21 protein-coding genes and 1 pseudogene are annotated in these 23,756 nt (G+C 46.1%); 9 read left to right on the top strand and 13 right to left on the bottom strand.

Features of this window, described 5'->3' with window-relative positions; translation table 11 throughout:
* Positions 1 to 6 precede the first annotated feature (6 nt).
* The 4 genes from R7Q46_RS21755 to rhtB form a co-directional block, all read right to left on the bottom strand.
* Positions 7 to 1,008, bottom strand: a complete 1,002-nt coding sequence (locus R7Q46_RS21755; RefSeq protein WP_213898967.1) for an ArsJ-associated glyceraldehyde-3-phosphate dehydrogenase — start codon at positions 1,006 to 1,008, stop codon at positions 7 to 9.
* Between the two features lie 42 nt (positions 1,009 to 1,050).
* A complete protein-coding gene (locus R7Q46_RS21750) occupies positions 1,051 to 1,386 on the bottom strand; it encodes a metalloregulator ArsR/SmtB family transcription factor (protein WP_005378730.1) in 336 nt (111 codons plus the stop codon).
* 154 nt (positions 1,387 to 1,540) lie between these two features.
* Positions 1,541 to 2,764, bottom strand: coding sequence for an EAL and HDOD domain-containing protein (locus R7Q46_RS21745; protein WP_017636082.1), 1,224 nt, complete (start codon positions 2,762 to 2,764; stop codon positions 1,541 to 1,543).
* A 24-nt stretch (positions 2,765 to 2,788) separates the two neighbouring features.
* Positions 2,789 to 3,406 carry a homoserine/homoserine lactone efflux protein gene (gene rhtB, locus R7Q46_RS21740; protein ID WP_054729573.1) on the bottom strand — a complete coding sequence of 206 codons (618 nt, stop codon included), beginning with the start codon at positions 3,404 to 3,406 and terminating at the stop codon, positions 2,789 to 2,791.
* A gap of 65 nt (positions 3,407 to 3,471) precedes the next feature.
* Between rhtB and R7Q46_RS21735 the strand changes: the two genes are divergently transcribed.
* Complete coding sequence (locus R7Q46_RS21735) at positions 3,472 to 4,482, top strand: alpha/beta fold hydrolase (protein ID WP_005378733.1); 1,011 nt, start codon at positions 3,472 to 3,474, stop codon at positions 4,480 to 4,482.
* Between the two features lie 244 nt (positions 4,483 to 4,726).
* A complete protein-coding gene (locus tag R7Q46_RS21730) occupies positions 4,727 to 5,551 on the top strand; it encodes a Cof-type HAD-IIB family hydrolase (protein WP_017636084.1) in 825 nt (274 codons plus the stop codon).
* A gap of 50 nt (positions 5,552 to 5,601) precedes the next feature.
* On the opposite strand, the gene R7Q46_RS21725 is transcribed toward R7Q46_RS21730, so the two are convergent.
* Positions 5,602 to 6,072, bottom strand: coding sequence for an EVE domain-containing protein (locus tag R7Q46_RS21725; RefSeq protein WP_047103997.1), 471 nt, complete (start codon positions 6,070 to 6,072; stop codon positions 5,602 to 5,604).
* Positions 6,073 to 6,119: 47 nt separating this feature from the next.
* Between R7Q46_RS21725 and R7Q46_RS21720 the strand changes: the two genes are divergently transcribed.
* Positions 6,120 to 7,670, top strand: coding sequence for a hypothetical protein (locus R7Q46_RS21720; protein WP_318077791.1), 1,551 nt, complete (start codon positions 6,120 to 6,122; stop codon positions 7,668 to 7,670).
* Positions 7,670 to 8,266 (top strand): tRNA-uridine aminocarboxypropyltransferase, encoded by a 597-nt coding sequence (locus R7Q46_RS21715; RefSeq protein WP_033907272.1) that lies wholly within the window; start codon positions 7,670 to 7,672, stop codon positions 8,264 to 8,266. The genes R7Q46_RS21720 and R7Q46_RS21715 overlap by 1 nt, the downstream gene beginning before the upstream one ends.
* 83 nt (positions 8,267 to 8,349) lie before the next feature.
* On the opposite strand, the gene R7Q46_RS21710 is transcribed toward R7Q46_RS21715, so the two are convergent.
* The 7 genes from R7Q46_RS21710 to lptM form a co-directional block, all read right to left on the bottom strand.
* A complete protein-coding gene (locus R7Q46_RS21710) occupies positions 8,350 to 10,836 on the bottom strand; it encodes an EAL domain-containing protein (protein WP_005383644.1) in 2,487 nt (828 codons plus the stop codon).
* 138 nt (positions 10,837 to 10,974) lie between these two features.
* Positions 10,975 to 11,691 carry a 5-amino-6-(5-phospho-D-ribitylamino)uracil phosphatase YigB gene (yigB, locus tag R7Q46_RS21705; RefSeq protein WP_053350826.1) on the bottom strand — a complete coding sequence of 239 codons (717 nt, stop codon included), beginning with the start codon at positions 11,689 to 11,691 and terminating at the stop codon, positions 10,975 to 10,977.
* 8 nt (positions 11,692 to 11,699) lie between these two features.
* Complete coding sequence (xerC, locus tag R7Q46_RS21700) at positions 11,700 to 12,632, bottom strand: tyrosine recombinase XerC (protein ID WP_064368853.1); 933 nt, start codon at positions 12,630 to 12,632, stop codon at positions 11,700 to 11,702.
* The gene (locus tag R7Q46_RS21695) at positions 12,598 to 13,329 is read right to left on the bottom strand and encodes a DUF484 family protein (protein ID WP_017636089.1); all 732 of its coding nucleotides are present in this window, start codon (positions 13,327 to 13,329) and stop codon (positions 12,598 to 12,600) included. Before R7Q46_RS21695 ends, xerC begins: the two co-directional genes overlap by 35 nt.
* Positions 13,323 to 14,153, bottom strand: a complete 831-nt coding sequence (gene dapF, locus R7Q46_RS21690; RefSeq protein ID WP_005378744.1) for a diaminopimelate epimerase — start codon at positions 14,151 to 14,153, stop codon at positions 13,323 to 13,325. The genes R7Q46_RS21695 and dapF overlap by 7 nt, the downstream gene beginning before the upstream one ends.
* Positions 14,154 to 14,163: 10 nt before the next feature.
* Entirely contained in the window at positions 14,164 to 15,417 is a 1,254-nt protein-coding gene (lysA, locus tag R7Q46_RS21685; RefSeq protein ID WP_005378745.1) for a diaminopimelate decarboxylase, read from the bottom strand.
* A 61-nt stretch (positions 15,418 to 15,478) separates the two neighbouring features.
* On the bottom strand, positions 15,479 to 15,595 hold the full coding sequence (lptM, locus tag R7Q46_RS30825; RefSeq protein ID WP_005378746.1) for an LPS translocon maturation chaperone LptM: 117 nt from the start codon (positions 15,593 to 15,595) through the stop codon (positions 15,479 to 15,481).
* A gap of 74 nt (positions 15,596 to 15,669) precedes the next feature.
* On the opposite strand from lptM, the gene cyaY reads away from it, so the two are divergent.
* Positions 15,670 to 15,984: an iron donor protein CyaY gene (gene cyaY, locus R7Q46_RS21675; RefSeq protein WP_017636091.1), complete on the top strand. Its 315-nt coding sequence runs from the start codon at positions 15,670 to 15,672 to the stop codon at positions 15,982 to 15,984.
* Between the two features lie 69 nt (positions 15,985 to 16,053).
* Here cyaY and R7Q46_RS21670 read toward each other — a convergent pair.
* Positions 16,054 to 18,581 (bottom strand): annotated as a pseudogene (locus tag R7Q46_RS21670) (class I adenylate cyclase).
* Positions 18,582 to 18,927: 346 nt separating this feature from the next.
* On the opposite strand from R7Q46_RS21670, the gene hemC reads away from it, so the two are divergent.
* From hemC to R7Q46_RS21650, 4 genes are read left to right on the top strand one after another with little or no spacing between them, the layout of a single operon-like run.
* A complete protein-coding gene (gene hemC / locus R7Q46_RS21665) occupies positions 18,928 to 19,866 on the top strand; it encodes a hydroxymethylbilane synthase (RefSeq protein WP_033907277.1) in 939 nt (312 codons plus the stop codon).
* Positions 19,867 to 19,868: 2 nt separating this feature from the next.
* Positions 19,869 to 20,597: a uroporphyrinogen-III synthase gene (locus tag R7Q46_RS21660; protein WP_213872097.1), complete on the top strand. Its 729-nt coding sequence runs from the start codon at positions 19,869 to 19,871 to the stop codon at positions 20,595 to 20,597.
* 17 nt (positions 20,598 to 20,614) lie between these two features.
* The gene (locus tag R7Q46_RS21655; RefSeq protein WP_005378751.1) at positions 20,615 to 21,826 is read left to right on the top strand and encodes a uroporphyrinogen-III C-methyltransferase; all 1,212 of its coding nucleotides are present in this window, start codon (positions 20,615 to 20,617) and stop codon (positions 21,824 to 21,826) included.
* Positions 21,826 to 23,007 (top strand): heme biosynthesis protein HemY, encoded by a 1,182-nt coding sequence (locus R7Q46_RS21650; protein WP_318077790.1) that lies wholly within the window; start codon positions 21,826 to 21,828, stop codon positions 23,005 to 23,007. The genes R7Q46_RS21655 and R7Q46_RS21650 overlap by 1 nt, the downstream gene beginning before the upstream one ends.
* Positions 23,008 to 23,756: the final 749 nt, after the last annotated feature.

Raw genomic sequence — 23,756 nt, 5'->3', positions numbered from 1 at the left:
CCCCTTTTAAGCCAAACCAACGTTACGAACCAGCTCTGCTGTGCGCGTTGCATAACCCATTTCGTTATCGTACCAAGCGTAAATCTTAACCATACGAGAACCCACAACCATGGTTGATTGCGCATCAACGATGGTTGAACGTTGGTCGCCTTTATAATCGATAGAAACTAAAGGACGCTCTTCGAAGCCAAGGATGCCTTTCAAATCACCTTCAGATGCTTCTTTTAACAGTGCATTCACTTCTTCTGCTGTGGTATCACGCTTCACATCAAAAATGATGTCTGTTAACGATGCGTTTGCTAGAGGTACGCGAACCGCATGACCATTAATTTTGTCTTTTAATTCTGGGAAAATTTCGACAATCGCCTTCGCGCTACCCGTCGTAGTCGGGATAAGGCTCATGCCGCATGCTCTTGCACGGCGTAGATCTTTGTGTGGCGCATCCAAAATAGTTTGCGTATTCGTCAGGTCGTGAATGGTCGTAAAAGAAGATTGTTCGATACCCAATTTCTCATGAATGACTTTAACCACAGGTGCGATACAGTTAGTCGTACACGAAGCTGCTGTCACGATACGATGTTTTTCAGGGTCGAAAATATGGTCGTTCACGCCCACCACAATGTTCGCGATACCTTCTTCTTTCACAGGTGCGCTTACCACGACACGTTTCACGCCTTGCTCTAGGTATTTGTTTAGGAATGATGTTTTGCGATGTACGCCTGTCGCTTCAATCACAACATCACAATCAGACCAGTTCACCGCATCGATATCGCGTTGTTGAGTCGTGGCGACACGCTTGCCGTTGATGACGAGCTCACTGCCTTCGACCTGAACTCCATGATGCCAACGACCTTGCACTGAATCGAATTCTAATAAGTGACCAAGCGTAGCGGCGTCACCTGCGACATCGTTGATTAACACAAACTCCAATTCTGGCCAATCAAATGCCGCTCGCAGCGCTAAGCGACCAATTCGGCCAAAGCCATTAATTCCTACTTTAACTGTCATAGTTTTACCCTCTAATCTTCTACCTTGAATCTCTATTCGCTGTTAACAGCAAGCCTCACGACTTTTATCGTGTAAGCGTGTGATGTCGTCTTGGTATTCCTGCTTCAAACAGTTTGATGCCACTAAGTCTTCAATTAACTTTCGCATCCAACCTGGCAATTGCTGTGATAACTCGTAATACACCCATTGCCCTTGGCGTTTATCCACCAAGATGCCACTGGACCGTAACTGAGCAAGATGACGAGAAACTTTCGGCTGGCTCTCTTGCAGAGCAAACGCCAAATCACCAACGCAAGTTTCACCTTCACGGGCCACGAGCATTAAACAACGTACGCGTGTTTCATCGGATAACAGCTTAAAAAACTGATGTGGAAGCATAATGAACATACCTATATATGGATATGCGTATATGTTTATTTAATTAAGATATATCGTCAAGAGGAAACCGTCCATCGTCATAAAAGTTTCACATCTAACGAACAGCTTGATTGTAAAGAGAGAGATTCAAAGAGATAAAAGATAAGACACGAAATTATGCAGTCGCGATGCTTTGACTCCAGCGAACCGCTTCACCTAAGGAGAGCTTCACTTCCTCTAAAGGCAACCCCAATTGCATCGTGATTTTTTCAACCCCTGACCAATCGGCACGCTCGTAGCACTCTTCGAGGGAAATAAGTGCACCATAAACCCCTTTGCGATGTAATAGCGCTTGTTGTACTGAATGACTAAGCGGTAACTGCCTAACTAAAGATTCCACCGAAAGATCCAACAGCGCATCTAGAATCGACAGCAAACCAACCATAAAACCTTGTTCGTTGAGGTGAGAGAAGGGCTGATAGCGCGACATCAATTGGCAAAATTGAGCTCGTTGCAATGAAAGGTGATACAGCTCTCGAGGCTTGTTACTGGAGATATACGATGCCACAACCAAAGAGACAAACTGCTTAAGGTTATCCTGGCCAAGATAAATCAATGCCTGACGAAAAGAGCTGATTTCGACAGCCAAATTCGGCGCTTGCGTATTTACAAAACGCAATAATTTATATGACAACGCGACATCTTGCGTAATGATGGACTCGATACGAGTAAAGTCAGGCTCAGGAGCACAAACTTCACGAAACAGTTGCAATGCCAACACTTGCTCAGGACTGACGTATTTAGTCTGCGAGACGAGTGGCTTGCTAAAAAAATAACCTTGGAAAAATTTAAAGCCAGCCGCTTTCGCTTGCTCAAACTCTTCTGCGGTTTCAACACGTTCTGCTAAAAAGTGGTATTTGACGCGTTTGGCAAGGTGTGTTGTGACAAGTTCACAGGCCTTTTCGAGCCCCATCGCCATAATGTCGAGCTTCACAATATGCACATATGGCAAAAAACGGCGCCATTCTGGTGTTAGGGTGAAGTCATCCAAAGCGATCAAGTAACCTTCTCGATAAAACTCACGAATCGCATCAAGAAGCTCATCCGTAGGTTGGCACGTTTCCAACACTTCGATGACAATTTTGTTTTTCGGCAAACTGCGCGGCAAACGTCGCACCAAACTTTGATGAGGAAAGTTAATAAAGCATCTTGAAGAGGCAATCACTGGGTTAGTACCCAGTGATAGGAAGTTTTCGACGATCAGTCGGTATGTCGCTCGATTTGAATCAATATGTGAAGGGTATGCGTTACTCTCCCCGTCTCGAAACAACAATTCATAACCCAGCGTCTGTCTTTTTCGGTTAAAGATCGGCTGGCGAGCGACATACGTTGTATTCATGCTAAAGAAGGACCTATAAATGGCTTATGACTTTGCAGCTGCTAATAATGCACCACAACCCATGAACATTGAACCGAATACTTTGTTTATTTTTCCCATGATTTTATCGGAGCGAATAAAGCGTCCCATTTGTGCTGCCAAGCTCGTGTAACCCAACATTACACACGCATCAATCACGACCGTAGTGACGCCAAGCACCAACAGTTGCGTGATTTGGTCTTTTGCCGGGTCAATAAACTGCGGGAACAACGCCACCAGAAAAACAATCGATTTAGGGTTGGTGAGGTTAATCAACACTGCCTTGTACAACAGCGCCGTGCCTGACATCTCGTTGTGGTTTTCAGCTGCGACTAAGCTTGATGTGTCGCGCCATTTCTGAACCCCCAGCCAAACCAGATAAGCGGCACCAACCCATTTAATGACAGAAAATGCGGTTGCTGACTGCGCGACAAGCGCACCAATACCCGCCCCCACCAGCGCGATGTGGATAACTAAACCAATTTGTAAGCCAATAATGGCACCCAGTGATTTACGGGTACCGTAACTCAAACCATTACTGATTGAGTTCACCGTGCCAGAGCCCGGAGCCAAACTAAAAACGATTGCTGTTACTACATAAGCTAACCAGACATGGGTATCCATTGCATTTCCTCACTAATTCTTCGATGATACATCGCGTAAACAACGTATCTTCAGGTAATCAACTAATGGCGACTAACCATTCACCTTTGACTTATACTCAAGAGACATTATTTGAGCAAGCAATTGGTGGTCCGATCGCAGCACTTTGGCAAACTCGCCAAGAGGGCTTTGTTAAAGGGACTGAGAAAAAGAACATTTACTGGTGCAAGCTAACCAACCCAGAGCATAAAAAAGCCGTGCTCATCGTAAATGGACGCATTGAGTCTTCCTGGAAATACCAAGAGCTGTTTTACGATCTCTACCGCCAAGGTTTCGATGTCTATTCCTTTGACCACCGCGGTCAAGGTTTATCAGATCGTTTATTATCTGACTCAGATATGGGTCACGTCTATGACTTTACTGATTATATTGATGATATGGACATCGTCGTAAAAAAACACGACCTTAGCGAATATCAACAATGCTTCATCATCGCGCACTCTATGGGCGGCGCGATCGCCACACGTTACCTGCAAACTCACCCAGAACACCCTTTTACTGGTTTGATTCTAAGTGCGCCCATGTTTGGCATTAACCTGCCATGGTACCTATCACCAATAGCGATTCCGGTCACACAAATTATGTCAGCGGTATCGACTTTGCCACGCTATGCACCAGGACATCAGGCCTACTTCCCTAAGCCCTTTGAAGATAACCCACTTAGCCAAAGTTACGGCCGCTACCAATGGTTCCGAAACCTATATACGGAAAAACCGGAACTGCAAGTCGGTGGGCCAAGCACTCGCTGGGTTTGGCAAGGGCTCATGGCCGCTAAGCAGTGCTTTTTATTAACTCGCCAAGTCAAAATACCAGTAATCCTAATCCAAGCCGGAAACGATCGGATTGTTAGCAACCTCGCGCAAAAGCGTTTTATTGATAAATTGCGGAAAACCAACCCGCACGCAGAGCTGCTTTCCATCGAAGGCGCACAGCATGAAATCTTGTTCGAGACCGACAAGTATCGTAATCAAGCGCTCGATGCGATTTTCCGCTTTATGAATGACCCTAAATCGCCATCAAACGAACAAGCACAATAAGAACTCTAGGCGACCATTTCACGACTAAGATTAAAGAGGAAATGTCTACACATCGATTTACCCTCTTTTTCATCCTCATTTTGGCGTACACTGCTTGAACTTGGCTACTTTGACACAGTGTTTAACCGCATAGTGCTACGGGCCCAAGTTCCCCCGCATTCGGAGCAGTACGATCTAGTCAGTCTGCTGTACTCCGTTTGCAATTCACCTGTTCCACACTATCCAAACCGTTTACGAGGACTTCATGAGCACATCGCTACCTTGCAAAGAGATCACCAAAATCGTTGCCTCTGATCTGGATGGCACGTTACTCGCACCAAACCATCAGCTCAGTGCTTACTCAAAAGAGACGCTAAAAGCGCTGCATGAAAAGGGTTATACCTTTGTCTTTGCAACCGGCCGTCACCACGTAGACGTTGCGAGCATCCGTCGCCAAGTTGGCATTCCAGCTTATATGATCACGTCGAATGGTGCCCGAGTGCATGACCAGGAAGATCAGCTAATGTACAGCGAGAATGTCCCTGCGGAACTGGTACAAGGCGTGATCGACACGATCAAACATGATCAAGAAATACTTATTCACATGTATCAAAATGATAGCTGGTTGATGAACAAGGATGATGAAACGTTACGTGACTTCCACGATGAATTCACTTACGTCTTATTTGATGAAGACCACGCCCCAACTGACGGTATTGCGAAAGTTTTCTTCACGCATCCAGGAGAAGACCACGAACGTTTGGTCGTATTTGAAAACAAACTACGTGAGCAGTTTGGTGATAAGCTGAACATCGCATTTTCAACGCCTTGGTGTTTGGAAGTAATGAGCGCTGGCGTGTCTAAAGGTCATGCTCTTGAAGCGGTAGCGAAAAAACTCGACCTCACGTTAGAAAACTGCGTAGCATTTGGTGATGGCATGAATGACGTAGAAATGCTGTCGATGGCAGGTAAAGGGCTAGTTATGGGTACATCACACGAAAAAGTGATGAAAGCTCTACCAAATAATGAAGTAATTGGCAGCAATGCAGAAGATGCGGTTGCACACTACCTACAAGAACACTTGCTGTAAGCTTCAATACTCCAAATAATGAAGGGCTGCACATTCGCAGCCCTTCTCTTTTATCGCTGACTTGGCAGCTTCTCTTTGCCAAGAATCGCGTCCCATTCTTCTTCTGTCACGGGCATAATCGACAAGCGATTTCCACGTTTCACCAACGGCATGTTCTCAAGTTCTGGCATCGCTTTCATCACCGACAACGGAATCACTCGCGCCGTTTTACGTACAAACTCTACATCCACCATAATCCAACGCGGGTTGTCTGGGTCTGACTTTGGATCGTAATAATCGCTTTCGGGATCGAATTGGAAATGATCGGGATAGGCTTCTCTCACAACCTTAGCAATACCTGCCACGCCAACATGTTTACAAGAAGAGTGGTAAATCAGGACTAAATCGCCCAGCTTCACTTGGTCACGCATCATATTGCGCGCCTGATAATTACGAACTCCCTCCCAACATGAAACCTTTTGGGTTCGAAGCGTGTCAATAGAAAAGGTATCTGGTTCAGTTTTAAATAACCAATATGCCATAATGCCATCCGATGCCGATTGAGTAACAATAATGAGGAAGATATAACATGAAGGCTTTGAAAAACCCAGTGGCGCTTGCCACCCTGCTGGTTCTGCAAGCATGTAGTTCACAGTCGCCACAATCTGGTGCCGCTGACCCAACCTCTCCACCAGCAACCTTAGATAAGCCTGAAACCATTCAACCTCAAACTTTTATGCTGCGCGGAAAAGTGATCGTCGGTCACGAGAGCCAATACATCATGCCTTGTGGCAGCGACAAGCAATATTGGTTGCAACTATCACCACAACAAATGCAACGAGCAATTCAGTTAAATAACGAGCCTTACCAGACTATGTATGGAGAGGTTATCGGCCACCTCAACCCACCGGGCATCGATGGGTTTTCTGCTGATTTCGATGCTAACTTTGTCGTGGAACAAGTGAACTTCCTCACAACGGAAAATCCAAACCGTTGTCAGCAACCAAACAAACCAACTCGCGTGTTTGGTAATGAGCCTTCTTGGTCGGCAAGCTTTGAGGCTAATGGACTAACATTCCAGCAAATCGGCAAACAAACCACAAAATTAGCGATTAACAGCAGTCAGCTTCAACCTCGCCAGCGCACTTATCAACTACAAGATGGTGAGCTTCGCTTAACAGAAAACCTCTGCTCAGACACAATGAGCGATTCTTTGTATGGCTGGAAAGCAACACTAAAACATGATGGCGAGACGTATCAAGGTTGTGGTATGGCTGCAAACGTCGATGCAACGCTTGGCTGGGCTAATACCTATGTCGCGACCTCAACCCAATCACAAGGCTTTGAAGTACAAATGACCTTAAACCCAGACCACAGCGCCACAACAAAATACCGTTACGCCAATGGACAAGCACCATTAATCGAGCGTGGTTACTGGCAACAGTTAAGTCCGTCTCAGGTTCAAGTTGTCATGACGCATCATCAACAGCAAAGGCTAATGTCAGAGCGACTGTTTACTCGAGAAGGCAATCAGCTCAAAGCGACCAAAGAAAAAGTCGGTAACTTAGTATACCCAATCACCGATGGTGGTTTAGTCCTTTATCCTGCCACCGTTCGTGATGAAGGCATCATGCAACCAGCCGAAAAACGCACCAACAACCCCATCGGTAGTGCTGACGTCCCTTCTAGTGCAGAGTTTGATTCAAAAGTAGATGCCGCGGTGCGCAACTACTTCTTTATCCATCAAACCACCCCCAACAATAACCAATACCGTTGGCTAACTTACGACCTCAACAGCGATGGTAACGAAGAGCTATTGGTACAGTTGGATTGGTGTGGTTCCGGAGGCTGTACATTGCTGATATTTGAACATCACGAAAAGGAATGGCGATTTAATAGCCGCATTACACTAGTGCAAAGCCCGATTATACTCGGCCAACAAACCTCTCATGGTTGGCGAGATCTGATTTTTAATGTCAGCAGTGGCGGAGCTAAAGCGGCTCAACACGTGATGCAATACACTGGGGTTAGCTACCCACTCAACCCAAGCATGGCGCCAACGGCAACGCCGAACCAAGTCAGTGGCGTGCGTCTGTTCTCTGATGGGATAAGCCCGGTGCGAGAAGGAGTTCGTCTGTAATGTCACAACCGTGTCCAACCTGCGGTTTTCAATTCAATTGTATGTGCTCGCTAATGCCGAAACTTAACAGTGAGCACAACATCCTGCTGTTAATGCATCCGAATGAACTGAAGCGTGATACTAATACCGGCCAGCTACTAGAGCAGTGCCAACTCAACATTGAGCGAGTAATCTGGGATCGCAAACAGCCACCAGCAGAATTGCTCACTCTATTAGCTGATCCATCGCGGTATCCGGTGTTGCTCTTCCCCTGTGAAGAAAGTATCACACTCGAACATGTGGTACTCCAAAGCCAGCAACAAACCAAAACTCCGCTGTTTATTATTTTAGATGCCACCTGGCAAGAGGCGCGCAAGATGATCAATAAGAGCCGTTGGTTAGAAGGTATCCCTACTATGGGATTGTCTGCGTCGGCGGACTCACAATATCAGCTGCGACGCAACCAACAACAAGGTAATTTGTGTACGTTTGAAGTCGCTGCACATTTGCTCGGGCAACTTGGAGAACAAAACAACCAACAACAAATGCAGCGCTTTTTTGCCCATTACCTCGCTCTGTTCCAAGCTGAAAAGAGTGGACACGCTCTTAAGCGTTAACTATTAAGCTCAGTAGAAGAACCAAACAAAAAACGCAGCCTACGCTGCGTTTTTTACGACAAGAAGTTTCACGTGAAACATCATTAAAACAGTCGAGTCGGCTCGCCAAGATAGTAACCCTGCAAATAATCCACCCCCATGTCTTGTGCAATGGTACACACCTCCTGATTGTGGACAAACTCCGCCACCGTCTCCGCGTTAAACACCTGGCACAAACGCACCAACTGGGAAGCGATCTTGCGCTGTTTTAAGTCTTTATCAATATCACGAATCAAGCTGCCATCGAGCTTTATGACTTCTGGCTCCAACTTTAGGATTTCATCGATATTCGAATAGCCGGACCCAAAGTCATCAACAATGATACGCGCCCCTAAGCTTCTAAAATGACTGCACACTTCTATCATTCGGCCGTAGTCTTTGATCTGCTCAGATTCCAGCACTTCTAAACCAATTCGCCTTGGGTCATTTAGCTGGCTAATTTCATGCTCTAAAAGCATTAAAGTTTTATCACTGAGCAAATCTTGCGGCGATAAGTTTATAGAAAAGTCACCTTGCTTATCTCGCATATAATGCAACGTAGAATGAATCATGTGCCGACTTAGTCGAGTGTAAAGATGCGTATCAGAGATAATTGGCAGAAAACGCCCTGGCGCAATCACCGTTCCATCGGCTTCCAGAATACGAACCAAACATTCTTGGCTTGCCAATTTGTGGCTACCCGCATGCACAATAGGTTGGCTATAAGTGATGATATTCTGTTTGAGAATGGCTCTACTGACGCAACTTAGCCATCCAAGTTGCTCTTTACGCACATCCTCACTGACTTCAATATCTTTCGCATTACAGATATGGGTATTACTGCGTACACCAGAGCGCCTCGCTTCGATGCCTTTGAGTAAGAGCTCATCCACTGAAGCGGATGGAAAGTCTCGACGACTCACTAAGCCGCCGCATAGCGAGATAGAAAGATAATCTATTTCACGTAGGCCAATTGGCTCAAAATTAGTTTGTTCTACCGCGTCAGCAAAACGCGTAAAGTGCTGTTTGATGGTCTCGCTGCTTTGATCAGCTTTAAATATGAACGCCCACTCACCAACCCCAATACTATAAAGCTGCAAAGCCGTTGGCATGCCGAAACGCTTTCGTAATCGATTCGTAAAATGCATTGAGAGATCTTTGAGTAATTGATCTCCCACTCGGTAGCCGTATTTTTCGTTGATATGACTAAAGTTAAGTAGCTTTAGAGTCAACAAATGCTCATCCAAATCGATGTTACTCAGCCGCTCTTGCAATGCGACCCGGTTTTGTAATCCCGTGCGACTGTCGCGTCGATAGCTTTCTTGTAACTTGCGCGTTTGGCGATCGAGTTGATATCCCATATGCGCGTTCATATGGTTGAGATCGCCGATCGCATTTCGAATCAAGCTAAACAACGGTGAAATAGAGGAGCTAACGGGCGACTTAGGCAAGTTCAATGTTTGCACTTCGTCTCCCTCTCGCATCGCTAAATACGTCAGGCTGTGATGAAGAATTTCGGGCTGACCAATACCACCATGCAGTTCCCCCATACAGTAACTACCAAACGTCGTCGCAATATCTTTGAAGGCTTGGACTTCGTCGCTGCTGTCAATAAAGTCTAACCGTGACGCGCAGTTAAAAATCATCACGACTTCAGGTTGGTGCATGGCTAACTCAACCACACCATGCCGCACTTGCTCGAGCGTTAACGAGGGATGGTTATAGCAAAATTGCACTTCGTCACCAAGACACCAGGGCCTGTCGAAGCTCATACTACCATCAGCGTGTAGCTCCGTTACCGTACAAACTTCCTTTCGCCCTAAGCTTTCTCGATACAAAGGAAAGCTGAGCAGTTGACTCAGCGTCACGTCATGGCCATCCGCCAAGTAACGCTTGTATACGTCCAGCGCTTTCTTCTCACCTAGACAATACAAGCGCGTTCCTTTTGCATGAGTGACTTTGTGTGGCATGCCAATCGGGTTCCACTCCGAATACGCATCAGTCCATAGCTTCAAAGTATCACTGTGCAAAGCTACGGCAACCACAGCGTTATCGTAAACTCGGTTTTGATATAGCACCCAGCAGCCATCGTCAATACTCTGCGCCAACCCTCCAGAAATCACTACTTCTTCACTGGCGAAGGTTTGAAACAAGGGATAGTCACGTCGTTCAATTTGCACAGCAAAGCTGAGGATCACCTGTGAATTATGCTGCATTAGAAGAGAGCGCTTGAGCTCCCCGCCATCAATGTCAGGGGAGTAAGAGTATGTTTGTACCGCAGAAGTCAGCGTGGTTTGCTCAAATTCAATCACACTCACTAGGCAACCAGAGGTAAATATCTCCCCTTCCAGAATCACATTACGCGTACTATGCCCCATAACATGAGCATTCGGCAGCGACGACAAAACGGCGTCTGCAAGTGTGGTCGTAATTTCGCGCGATTGCGTCGACAATATTTGTACTAAATATTGTTTATCTGAGGAAGTCGGAAAAGTGACTAAAAAGTCATTCAGTTGACTGACATCGTGAACCAGTTTTGAAAAAGCTCGCATGGACCTACCACTGCCGTAACACTATCTTCACCACGACGTGTGGCGTTACTATTTTTATTTAATAGAGAATAATTTACGTGGCTTTGCGCTGCTTTTCTAGACACAAAATGAGATTAGAATGGATTAATGCGAAAGCAATTAAAAAAGTGTGAGTAACGGCTGCAAACTATTGATTTCAATATCAGGTAAAGTACGTGTTTTTGAATGGTTAATGACATTTTTATTCATATCATTAAACCAACAGGCTGCAAAACCAGCCAACTTTGCACCATGCACATCCGTGGTTAGATGATCACCGACATGCAGAATATTCTCCGCAGGAATATCCAAGAATCGCTTCGCTTTAGTAAACATATCGGTTGCGGGTTTCGCCAATCCATCTGGTCCTGCTTTAAGTACCTGTTGGAAATAAGGCGTAAGACCGATGCGGTCTAAATCCACATTACCGTTGGTGATTGCTACCAACGGGATGTGCTGCGCGAGTTCCTCCAGTACATCGAGGCTTTGCTGCGGCACTTCAAAACGGTTACGCCAGTCCAACGCAACGTCTACTGCGGCTTTCGCGGCGGCATGTGCTGCGTCTTCGTCGTAGCCTACTTGGGAGAAGGCTTGCTGAAGTTGCACTAAACGCCATAAAGTGACATCGCTCTTCAGCTCGGGTTGTTGCTGCACAACACGCTGCTTGAGAGCAAACCAATCCGCTTTGTTCATATGAGCAACCGCTGGATGATGGTGCTTGAGCCAAGATAGCAACTCACGCTCCATGCGAACTATCACAGGATAGTTGTCATAGAGGGTATCATCTAGGTCAAAGGTCATTGCCTTAATAGGCTCGATACGGCGATAAAATTTCATACTTCGGCTCACTCCCCGTTCTTTTTACGTGCGCGTGGGTGGGCTTGGTCGTAGGCTTGCGCCAAATGTTGGAAATCCAAGTGCGTGTAGATTTGGGTCGTCGAAATGTTCTCGTGCCCTAAAAGCTCCTGCACCGCACGTAAGTTATTGCTTGATTCGAGCATATGTGTCGCAAATGAGTGACGCAATTTATGCGGACTAATATGGCTTGCGACAGACTGTTTCTGCCCCCATTCAGCCATGCGCTTTTGCACGCTACGATGCGAAATACGCGTTCCAAGCTTAGATACAAACAAGGCGGGCTCACCTGGAGCGGCTAAATCACCACGAACGCGTAACCACTTCCCGACCCACTCGGTTGCCATCCCAGAGAACGGCACTTTACGTTCTTTATCGCCTTTACCAATAACACGAAGCTCACCACTACGCAGTTGTACGTCACGTACATCCACACCCACCAGTTCAGCCAAACGTAAGCCGGCGCCATACATCAGCTCCATCATGGCGCGATCGCGCACAGCCAGCGGGTCGTCCTCGTTGACTTCAAGTAATTGGCTCACTTCGTCAACATCGAGGTTTTTGGGCAACGGGCGTTTTTTGCGAGGTGCTGAAACCCCTTTGGCTGGGTTAGCCGATATCTCGCCACGCAGAATAAGGAAATCGAAAAAGCTACGCAGCGATGAGAGGCGCGTTGCCAAACTGCTGGCTTTCATGCCTTCTCGCATGCCCTTACCTGCTAATTGGCGCACCCAACCAGCATCCACTTGAGACCAATCTTTGAGCCCCATTTCAGCTAGGTGCTGCGCCATAGTTTCTAGCTGCTGTTTGTAATTGCGCTGAGTATGTAGGCTAAGCCCCTTTTCGCTTCGTAAGAATTCATAGAAGCGCTCAAGAGGCTTTTGCAGACTATTTGGCAGAGGAGTGTTGGGAGTTGTCGTCATCGTAACTTTGCCATACCAGTGTTTGAGCGAGATGTGCCACTACTAATGATAGGTGACGCAAAAACAAGGTATCCATATCTGGCTGAAAATGGCCGCCATCTTCACTAGAAAAAGCAAGCACGCCCAGTGTTTGCTGTTTCACGAGCGGCAGTACCACATAGGAACCCATTTCCGGCACTTCCATGTTGCCAAACAAAGCTTCACGATCCACTTTGCGAAGACGTCCTAAGTACGCATCTTTGCCATTTAAGTGAGTGGTCGCAAAGCGTTGATAACTTTCCTTACTCAATTGAATTGATGCGTCGCATTGACTAAACAATCGAACAAACGCACGTAAGCCCAATGCTTTGGCTTTATCTTCGATAGAATGAATGACTTGTTTAAAGTCACCACACTTTAGAATCTGCCCCTGCAAATCCATAAATTCGTAAAAGGTGCGATCATTGTTCGCCGCAAGCGACATTAGTGTAGTGATCTCTTCCTCTAACTCTTCAATGCGCTGACGTTGACGATTCATTTGGATGTGCACCAAAGATACCGCGCCTAAGTCTGAGTGTGGGAAAGATAAACGATCCACAAGCTCCGGACGTTGCACAAAAAAGTCTGGATGATCTTTGAGGTACTCGGCCACGACTTCAGCCGTTAAGGCATCTGCTTCTACTTGAGACAAACCGTTTCCTTTTTCTTCAACTAGCAAGACAATTGACCATCAAATACATGCGTTGTAGGTCCGGTCATAAACAACGGCTTGCCAGGACCTTGCCATGCAATTCGCAATTCACCACCAGGTAGAGAAACCTTAACGTTTTCATCCAACAAGCCCTGCAGAATCCCAACCGCGACTGCCGCGCATGCACCACTACCACAAGCTTGCGTTTCTCCTGCGCCTCGCTCGTAAACTCGAAGACGAATATGGTCACGACTCATCACCTGCATAAAGCCAGCGTTGACGCGCTCTGGGAAACGCTCATGCGACTCAAGCAGCGGACCGAGAGTTTCCACTTCTGCCGTATCCACATCGTCGACCACGGTCACTACGTGCGGGTTACCCATGCTCACAGCACCACAAAACAAGGTATTGTCGCCTGCTCGCATGATGTAAGTTTTCTCTTTTTGCTTCGCTTTGAAAGGAATTTTGTTCGGTTCAAACTCTGGTACGCCCATGTTGACCGTCACTTCCCCATCATCTTCAATGTTGAGAATCATCTTTCCTTTCTTGGTGCTCACGCTGATGCTGTATTTATTGGTCAGCCCCTTCAAGCGAACAAAGCGGGCAAAACAGCGTGCACCGTTACCACACTGTTCAACTTCACTACCATCGGCATTAAAAATCCGATAATGGAAGTCGGTTTCAGGGTCGTAAGGGGCCTCTACCACAAGCAATTGGTCAAAACCAACGCCAGTATGACGATCCGCCAAGCGGCGGATCAGGTCTTGCGAGAAAAACACGTTCTGGGTAATACAGTCGACGACCATGAAGTCGTTGCCCAAACCGTGCATTTTGGAAAAGTGGAAATGCATTTGTTGTGTGTTACTCCGGTAGAATCTGTTCCAGCTGCCACAAACTGGTCAGCTCCTCACGCTGGCGAACTAAGTGGCTTTGTTTACCGTCCACCATCACTTCTGCCGCTCGGGTACGAGTATTGTAGTTCGAAGACATCACAAAACCATAGGCACCTGCTGAACGAACCGCGAGTAGATCACCTTCTTGCAAAACGAGTGCGCGATCTTTACCCAAGAAGTCGCCGGTTTCACAAATAGGACCAACCAAGTCGTAAGTCTGAGCTTCACCCTTTCGCGGTGAAACTGGCACAATATCTTGCCATGCTTGGTATAGCGCAGGACGCATCAAGTCGTTCATTGCAGCGTCGATAATCGCAAAGTTTTTATGCTCAGTATGTTTTAAAAACTCAACACGCGTTAGCAAGATACCTGCGTTCGCAGCAATTGCACGGCCTGGCTCAAAGATCAGCTCCAAGTCTTGGTGATTTTCAAGACGGCCTAGTAACGCTTTGGCGTAATCAGAAGGCTGAGGTGGTAATTCATCACGATAGACCACACCCAAACCGCCGCCGACATCAAGGTGACGAATGTTAATGCCTTGTGCTTTTAAATCATCAATCAGAGCTAATAAACGGTCTGTCGCGTCGATAAATGGGTCTATATTGGTCAGCTGAGAACCAATGTGGCAGTCGATGCCTTGCACATTCAAGTTCGGCAGGCTTTGCGCGAATTTATAAACATCTGGCGCACGATCAAACGCAATGCCGAATTTATTGTCGCGAAGACCAGTCGAAATGTAAGGGTGTGTTTTCGCGTCGACATCTGGATTGATACGCAGAGAAATTGGCGCAATCACACCAAGCTCACCCGCAACCTTGTTCAAACGTTCTAGCTCTGGCTCAGATTCAACGTTGAAACATTTGATACCTAGCTCAAGAGCGCGCTTCATCTCTGCCGGTGTTTTACCAACACCAGAGAAAACGACTTTTTTCGGATCACCGCCTGCGGCAATCACACGCTCAAGTTCACCACCCGACACGATATCAAAACCCGATCCCAAACGCGCTAGCGTGTTCAATACGCCTAAGTTTGAGTTGGCTTTCACCGCGTAGCAAACCAGGTGAGGATGCTGACCCACAGCACTATCAAACGCCTTCCAATGGCGCTCTAGCGTGGCTCGAGAATATACGTAAAGAGGAGTGCCATATTGCTCTGCAAGAGCTTGAAGTGGGACGTCTTCGGCCCAAAGCTGGCCATCATCCTGATAGTTGAAGTAATCCAAAATTCGCTTCCCTTATTTTATTCGACTGCTGAACCCTAATTTCACCCTAAGGTGCGGTTATTTATTGTGATTGCTCATTCTGTTGAGTGTCATCTGGAATGTATAGTGAGCCAGACTGACCACACCCCGCTAAGGTCGCGGCAACCATCACAAACAACACAGTAACTAATTTTTTCATTTCGCATATCGTGATTATTGAATCAATGCCCCCTATAATCGCACCACACTCAGGAAAAGCAATAGGATAGACGGATGAACGATACTGAATTTCATCAACTGGTGGATGCGCAGATGCAAATCATCGAAGAATCCATCGATGATTCAGGCGCAGACATTGATTACGAAGTCACTGGCAACGTAATGACATTGGAATTTGAAGACCGCAGCCAAATCATCATTAATCGCCAAGAGCCGATGCATGAGATCTGGCTAGCGTCCAAATCTGGTGGTTTCCACTTCAAACTTATTGAAGATAAATGGACCTGCTCAAAAACGGGTATGGAGCTATTTGAAATGGTGAAGCAAGAGTGTGAAAAGCACGCGGGCGAAGCCATTGATTGGGTATAATACTGGTCAATCGTCACCAAAACAAAAAGAGCACCGAAGTGCTCTTTTTGTTTATTGATACGGGTTTAATTACGCGTTCACAGTTTTGGTCGGGCGACTCGGTGAACAACCGTCATTACGGTAAGGAATGATATACGCATTCCCCTCTTCAGGGTGAATAATTTGATAGTACTGAGGCAGGTTAAAGTTAATAAACTTAGACGCGACGCGACTATCGTCTTTTACCGACGTGTAGAAGCTGTTTACAGACGAAATCATTTCATCTTTGGAGCCACTAAATTGGTGATACACTTCCACTTGATTTGACTCATCCAAAACATAAATATTGAAGCCATCTTCGTTATCTTCAAAGAAGAACTGTACTAGACCTTCACTGGCAAACCCATCCACCGCTTCAGGCATTTGATATTCTTGCTCACGATCGAGCATTAACAGCGGCGAGCCTTTGAGTTTGTTAGTAGAAATGCTGCGGTAGAAATCGATGGAATTTTCTAGCTTCTGCACCGACACACCACGACGTTCAAAGAACAACCCATAAGTCTGGTTACCAAGACGCATCGCTTTAAAGCGGCGGCGTTTCTCTTGCTCTACTGGTTTCAAGCGTAAGTCGATACATTCAGCTAAAAGCTGGTAAACCATATTGCGCATCACACCACGCATGTTCTTCGCATAGCAGAACACATCCACTGATTCTGGTGGCAACGCATCTTGGTGCATTTTGCCCAAAATGGTTTTCAGTGCATCCAGCATCGCCGTTTCCCCTTTGAAATGCAGCGTACGCACTTCATGCCAAGAATTACGGTAAACAAGGTCAACACTGCCGACTAAATTTTTATGTTCTGGACCAAAGCTAAAAATATCGGTGTTCTTAACATCCACTTTCAACGAACGACCAGAAAGTTCAGACGTCGGATCATTTTCAAAGTTGATGAACATCGCAAGCTGGCTTATTTCACAAGGACTCGCTAGCGCCTGCATAGATGGACGACGCTTACGCAACGCAAAAGTATTTCGTAAGTCACTCACCATTTGGTAAACTTATCAATATCTAGCTGCGCTTCACGTACCACGGCATGTAAACGAGTCGATTCAGTGATCAAGCCATTGAAGAATGCCCAAGCAACCAACTTACTCAAGTATTCATGATGCTCTAGATATGGTTGCCCCAAAATGCGGTGCGCAATAAGTGGTTGTTTATAGAGGTACCAACCAGACTTGTTCACTCCCCCTTTTTTCACTTCGATAAAGCTCAAGTCAGGCTCGTGCAGATCAGGTGAAATCTGTGGGTTTAGTAACGTTACTTTGCCCGGCAATACTTCAAAAGCCGCGTAAAGTTTACGGGCCAAAATACTGATGTCTTGCGGACTGATAGCAGAAGTGATGTCGTTACGACGCGCAAATTGAATCAAGTTACGGTAGCTTTGCATCAACGCATCCAGCAATGCATGATGTACCACCTTCACTTGTTCAACCTTCCAATTACGACGGTCATCGAGCTCTGCAACGACACTGGCATCCCAATTCCATTTTGCAATCATATCGCTCAGCGCTTCACGACGCCAAGCTACTGAGCCAACATTCGGCTCACGAGATAATTTTTCATGGGTTTTGAGATAGAAACAGCGACGCACCAAATCCAAACGTGTATCGTCTTGAATTCGCTCTAAGTAACGGGTTACTTTTTCCAACATTAAGTAGTACGCATCCATGCCATAGAGATCAGGCTCATGGGCAAAGAAACGACGTTTAGTGTCGATGCTTAACAATTGAGTATGCGGGTATTCCCACGAGTAAGCTTCTAGCAAGATGGCTTTTAATACCGATTTGTAGGGAGAGTCGATGCTTTTGTATAACTGCCACAAGTTCGAGCCGAAGTATTCTTCAGCAGGAATGCAGTTCAATTTACCAAAGTCGATCCATTCACTACAGTCGATGTAACCATCACTGCACAGTTGAGAAACGTACTCGTCGTAACACTCTTCCATTTCTGGCGGCACGATTTGCCATAACAAACGCTGTCCGGCAATACGCACCGCACTACGATAGAATTCATCTAGCAAAAGTAAGTGCTGAGATGAACCACAGTTATCACCTGTCATCTCCTCAGAATGATTGCTTCTAAAGCGCTCTTTATCCATTAAGAAAAAGTTCGCTTCCACGCCTTTGCTTTGTGCCCAATCCGTGATGAGTAAGCATTTATTGGTCAATAACTCGCGTTCGTCACAATCCATCTCTGGTGAGATACACACCCAAATATCCAAATCACTGGAAGTACTTTGACCAATCGAGGAGGTACTGCCCATGGTGTACAAACCCAATATAGCGGGCTTTTCTACCGTCTTGAGCGGCTGGCCAATGGCAAGTTGAATATCATCTATGAATTGTTGCTGAATGCTATTTAGTTCAAGCCCATGCACACCAAAAGGGACATCGGCATCATAATAGCCAGGAATTACAGGATGGTTGTAGTTCAACAAGGCAGGAATCAAATGGAAGACTTGCTGGCTTTGCGAATCCATAAGCGCCAGCGCGCGATCAACTCGCTGCTGATTCAAATTATCTAGTCGCTGGATGATTTTTTGGGTGTAAGCCTGCAAGGGGAATTCCTTGGTTGAACAATCACGAAAATCTGCTGACGTTTTAAACCAAAATGGCTTAAAAACGTGATCAATTTAACACTTTTATTGGTGCGGGTAAAGCTTCACGCCCGCGTATCACTCTGGATACAAAACCATACTTTAGTCACAAAATTAATCGCGCGGTAGTGTCGCTCTTATTACCTATTACTAATAATAGTCCTTAGTCTAATTGAGAATCCAGTCACACTATTTTCATAACGTCATGTAATTCCATTCATAGCCTTCAGAGATAACGAACTAACAGTAAGCATTTCTTGATGAGAATGGTAGGATAAACCCAAATCCAAACAGCATTGAGAAGATCATGACACAATCCACACCGATTCGCATTGCAACTCGAAAAAGCCCTCTTGCTTTATGGCAAGCTTACTTTGTTAAAGACGCCCTTCAAGCCGCTCACCCTGGCTTGGAAGTCGAGTTAGTAACCATGGTGACCAAAGGTGACGTGATTTTAGATACACCACTAGCAAAAGTTGGCGGCAAAGGCTTGTTCGTAAAAGAGCTTGAAGTCGCGATGCTAGAAGGACGCGCAGACCTCGCCGTTCACTCAATGAAAGACGTACCCGTCGATTTCCCAGAAGGCCTTGGCCTCGTGACCATTTGTGAGCGTGAAGATCCTCGTGATGCCTTCGTCTCTAATACCTATAGCCACATTGATGAGCTCCCTCAAGGTGCCGTGGTTGGTACTTGCAGTTTGCGCCGTCAATGCCAACTGAAAGAATATCGTCCGGACATCATCATCAAAGAGCTTCGCGGTAATGTGGGCACTCGCCTTGGTAAGTTAGATGCGGGTGAGTATGATGCAATCATTCTTGCTGCGGCTGGCCTCAAACGATTGAAGCTTGAAGAACGCATTCGTAGCTTTATCGAACCAGAGCAATCACTACCAGCGGTAGGCCAAGGTGCTGTCGGTATTGAGTGCCGCCTTGACGATGAAAGACTGCTTAAGCTGCTTGAGCCACTTAACCACCAAGACACCGTAGACCGCGTTTTGTGTGAGCGCGCAATGAACCTTACGCTAGAAGGCGGCTGTCAGGTACCGATCGGCAGCTATGCCCTGCTAGACGGCGACAACATTTGGCTACGCGCATTAGTTGGCGAACCAGATGGCAGCGAAATTGTTCGTGGTGAAATTCGTGGCCATCGTAAAGATGGCGAAGCATTAGGAGTGCAGCTAGCCAATGAGCTGCTAGATAACGGCGCTCGTGAAATCCTAACTAAGCTGTACGCAGATCACGAATAACCATGGCAGTGTTGGTCACTCGGCCGGGAGAGCAAGGCAACGCGCTTTGCTCTCTGCTCGAAAGGCACGGCATTTCCGCATATCACCACCCTCTGATCGACATTGTCGCCGATCTCACGGACACGCACCTCTCTAAACATCTACATCAAGCTCAAATTGTTATCGCTGTTAGTCGACATGCAGTGCAATCTGCACAGCAAATCTTAGCCAGCAACGGGATGTCATGGCCGAAACAAGCTATTTACCTTGCCGTTGGTCAAAAAACAGCACACTATTTAAGCAAATGTACCCAACAGAAAGTACACTATCCCCAAGTCAGTGATAGTGAACACTTATTGCGACTGCCAGAGCTCAACAATGTGGCACAACAACAAGTTCTTATCCTTCGTGGTAACGGCGGAAGAGAGCTGATCAAAGATGCATTGGTGAGGCGTGGCGCAAAAGTTCACTATAGTGAGACTTACAAGAGAGAATTCATCCCATTCGATCCAGTAAGCTGTATCTCACTATGGAAAAACCTACAAATTAACCAGATTATTGTCACCAGTGGTGAACAACTGGATTATTTGTGCAGCCAATTGACGTCGGAGCAATTGACTTGGCTTAATCAACAAGAGTTGTATATCCCCAGTCAGCGTATCGCTGACATCGCAATTCAAAGGGGGTTCACTCGCGTGAGATGCACGGGAAGCGCATCCAACCAAGAATTACTGGCGGCTCTCCAGCCCTAGCTACACAGGATATAGGCATGACAAGTAAAAATAACGACCAAAAAAATAACGATAAAAACCTTTCCGAAGAAACCTCATCGGCACCGCTAGTCGAAAAAACCACATCGCAGCAGGATGCGGACCTTAAAAAAGAGCAACCACAAGCGGCCGAGCCCCCAAAAACAGCAGAGCCAACCAAAGTCGAGTTTGAAGAAAAACAAGGTAAACGCGGTGTCAAACTAGGCACGGTCGCTATCATCTTATCGATTATTTTTGGCGGTGGCCTCGCGTACAAGCTGCATCAACAGCAAGCCGATTACCAAGCGCAGATCGCCCAACTAAAAAGTCAGCTAGAAAGCACTCAAGCTTCCATGAAGCAAGAGCTCAGCCGGGTACAAGAAGAAACCATCGAGAAAGCAACAACCGTGACACACAAAGCGGAAGTGGTACTTGGACAGCAACAGAAGAGCATTGAAAGCTTACAGCTCGCCGTTGCCGATGTGAAAGGTCGTCGACCAAACGACTGGCTATTGGCGGAAGCCGATTACCTCGTCAAATTAGCCGGCCGTAAATTGTTCTTAGAGCACGATGTAGAAAGCGCGACTCAACTGATGGAAAGTGCAGACCAACGCATTGCAGCGCTGAATGACCCTAGTCTCGTCAAACTACGTAAAGCAATGGCGAACGATATCACCAAACTTCGCACGATCCCGCTAATTGACCGTGATGGATTGGTACTACGCTTAACTGCCCTACAACAGCAAGTAGACAAGCTCCCTCTCGCCAATGCACTGCTACCTGAAGCTGAAGCCGTAGAAAACACTGAAGTGTCTGAAGATATCGCAAACTGGCAAGATAACTTAATGACCTCTTTGAAGGACTTTTCAGAAAACTTCATTACCTTCCGCACGCGCGATGGTAACGTCATTCCACTGCTTTCTCCTGAGCAACACTTTTACCTGAAAGAAAACATCAAAGCCAAATTGGAAACGGCAATAAAAGCGGTGTACCAAGAACAAGGTGAAATTTACACCACATCTCTAAAAACAGCCGACAAATGGGCATTAGCTTTCTTCAACCAAGACGATAATTCCGTTAAAGAGTTCAACAAAACGGTTAACCTGCTAAGTCAGCAAAATATTCAAGTGGAATACCCAACAAAACTGCAAAGTCAGTCTCAACTATCAGATGTCATCCGTGAACGCCTACGTCGTGAAGTCACAACGATGACAGGCATGGAGGATAAGTAATGTTTCGTCTTATTTTCCTATTTGTTGTGCTAGGCGCAGGACTATTTGTTGGCACCCAGTTTTCTGGTCAGCAAGGCTATGTACTCATCTCCATTGCCGAGAAAACGATTGAGATGAGCGTAACGACATTAGTGGTTTTCGTTATCGCTACACTCGCAGGTCTTTTTCTGCTTGAGTACCTGATTAAGAAGTTAGTTTATGCTAGTTCTACAACATGGAACTACTTCAGTGTTCGCAAAATGCGCCATTCCCGCCGATACACCAATGAAGGCATTATTAAACTTCTAGAAGGTGACTGGAAAGGTGCTGAGAAGAAAGTAACTCGCTGGGCAAATCATCACGATATGCCGCTGCTTTGCTACTTAGTTGCCTCTGAAGCCGCACAAGGTCAAGGTGATAAAGCAAAACGAGATCACTATCTAGAGCTAGCGAGCCAACAAGAGAACGCCCATCTCGCAGTAGAACTGACTCGAGCGAAACAATTTATCCGCGACAACGAGTTCGAGTCCGCTTTCGATACCTTGCAATCGTTAAAAAGTCAGTATGCGAGTAACTCTATTGTATTGAACTTGCTGAAAACAACGTACATGCAGCTAAAGTTGTGGCAACCTCTTATTGACCTCTTGCCACAACTAACCAAAGCAAAACTCATCTCGGAAGAAGAACATGCAGAGCTGATTCAAAAGGCGCAGTGCGGCTTACTCCATGAAGTAGCGCAGCAACAGGGTAGCGAAGGGCTAATCTCCCATTGGAATAGCCTCTCACGTAAAGTGAAACAAGACACACACCTCGTTGCCTGTTTTGCTCGAGAACTCATCACACGAAAAGCTGATGCAGAAGCCTTTACCGTGCTAAAAGAAGCATTAAAAAAACAACCAGCCCCAGAGCTTTATCAACTACTGCCAGATCTAAATCTGCCAGATACCCACCCTGTCGTGGTCTTCTTAGAGGGAGTAGTGAAGAAAGAACCGGATAACGCCGCTGCCCATAGCGCATTAGCGCACTTCTATTTCCGTCAAGAGAAGTGGCAAGAAGCCCAAGACCACTTTGAGATCGCCTTAAAGCTTCGCTCTGACGTCTCTGACTATGCATTCCTAGCAGACACACTAGAGAAGCAAAATCTAACCAAAGCTGCTCACGAAGTCTCTCGTAAAGCTCTCACGCTCGTCCAGAACGACTAAGTAGCAGTCATCTAACCAAGCCGGCAGCTCACTGTCGGCTTTTTTATTGCCTGCTATTAACCCTTTAGTCCTTACATCAATATGTTTATCAAATTCATTGGTTCCCAAGTAATTTCCAACTTCCTAGCAACTCACTATCGTTTCACTTTCACTCTTCTCTTTTGACTACTCTGATCCTGTCATTCCAGCAGAATCCAAAACAATTTTAAAAGATGCAGGAATACGTAACTTTAGCCTGTTGATGTATGGTTTTAAGACGTAGCTAGATTTAGGCAATAGAGCACACGCATCGCTAGACTGAGCAAAACAAAAAGATACATCAGTGAAACAGTGGCTATTTGAGTATGCTTATTTGTTCGGTCTATCCAGTAAAAGGGGCTAGAGAAGCAATGGTAGTGCTTTAAGAGAACGATAAGGCAATAGATGGTTCAACACCTTAACAAAGCATCTCCAACAACCTTATCGGGACAGCATGCAGTGATGAGGATGAACAGCTTTAGAGGCAACTGCACTTCTTAGCAAAAATCAAAATGTCACAACCAAGACCGATACCAATATTACTTTGTCGAAAAGTAGATCGCATATGGAATTGATTTTTGGCAAGCACAGATAGAGTAATAAAGATGTGCGGAAATGAAAAAAGCCTCGCTATTTCTAGCGAGGCTTCTTAATAGTGGCGGAGAGATAGGGATTTGAACCCTAGATACGCTATTAACGTATGCCGGTTTTCAAGACCGGTGCTTTCAACC

Source organism: Vibrio sp. 811, assembly GCF_033339195.1.
Note: the sequence above shows the minus strand (reverse complement) of the source record. Positions and strands in the feature narration are given on the sequence as shown.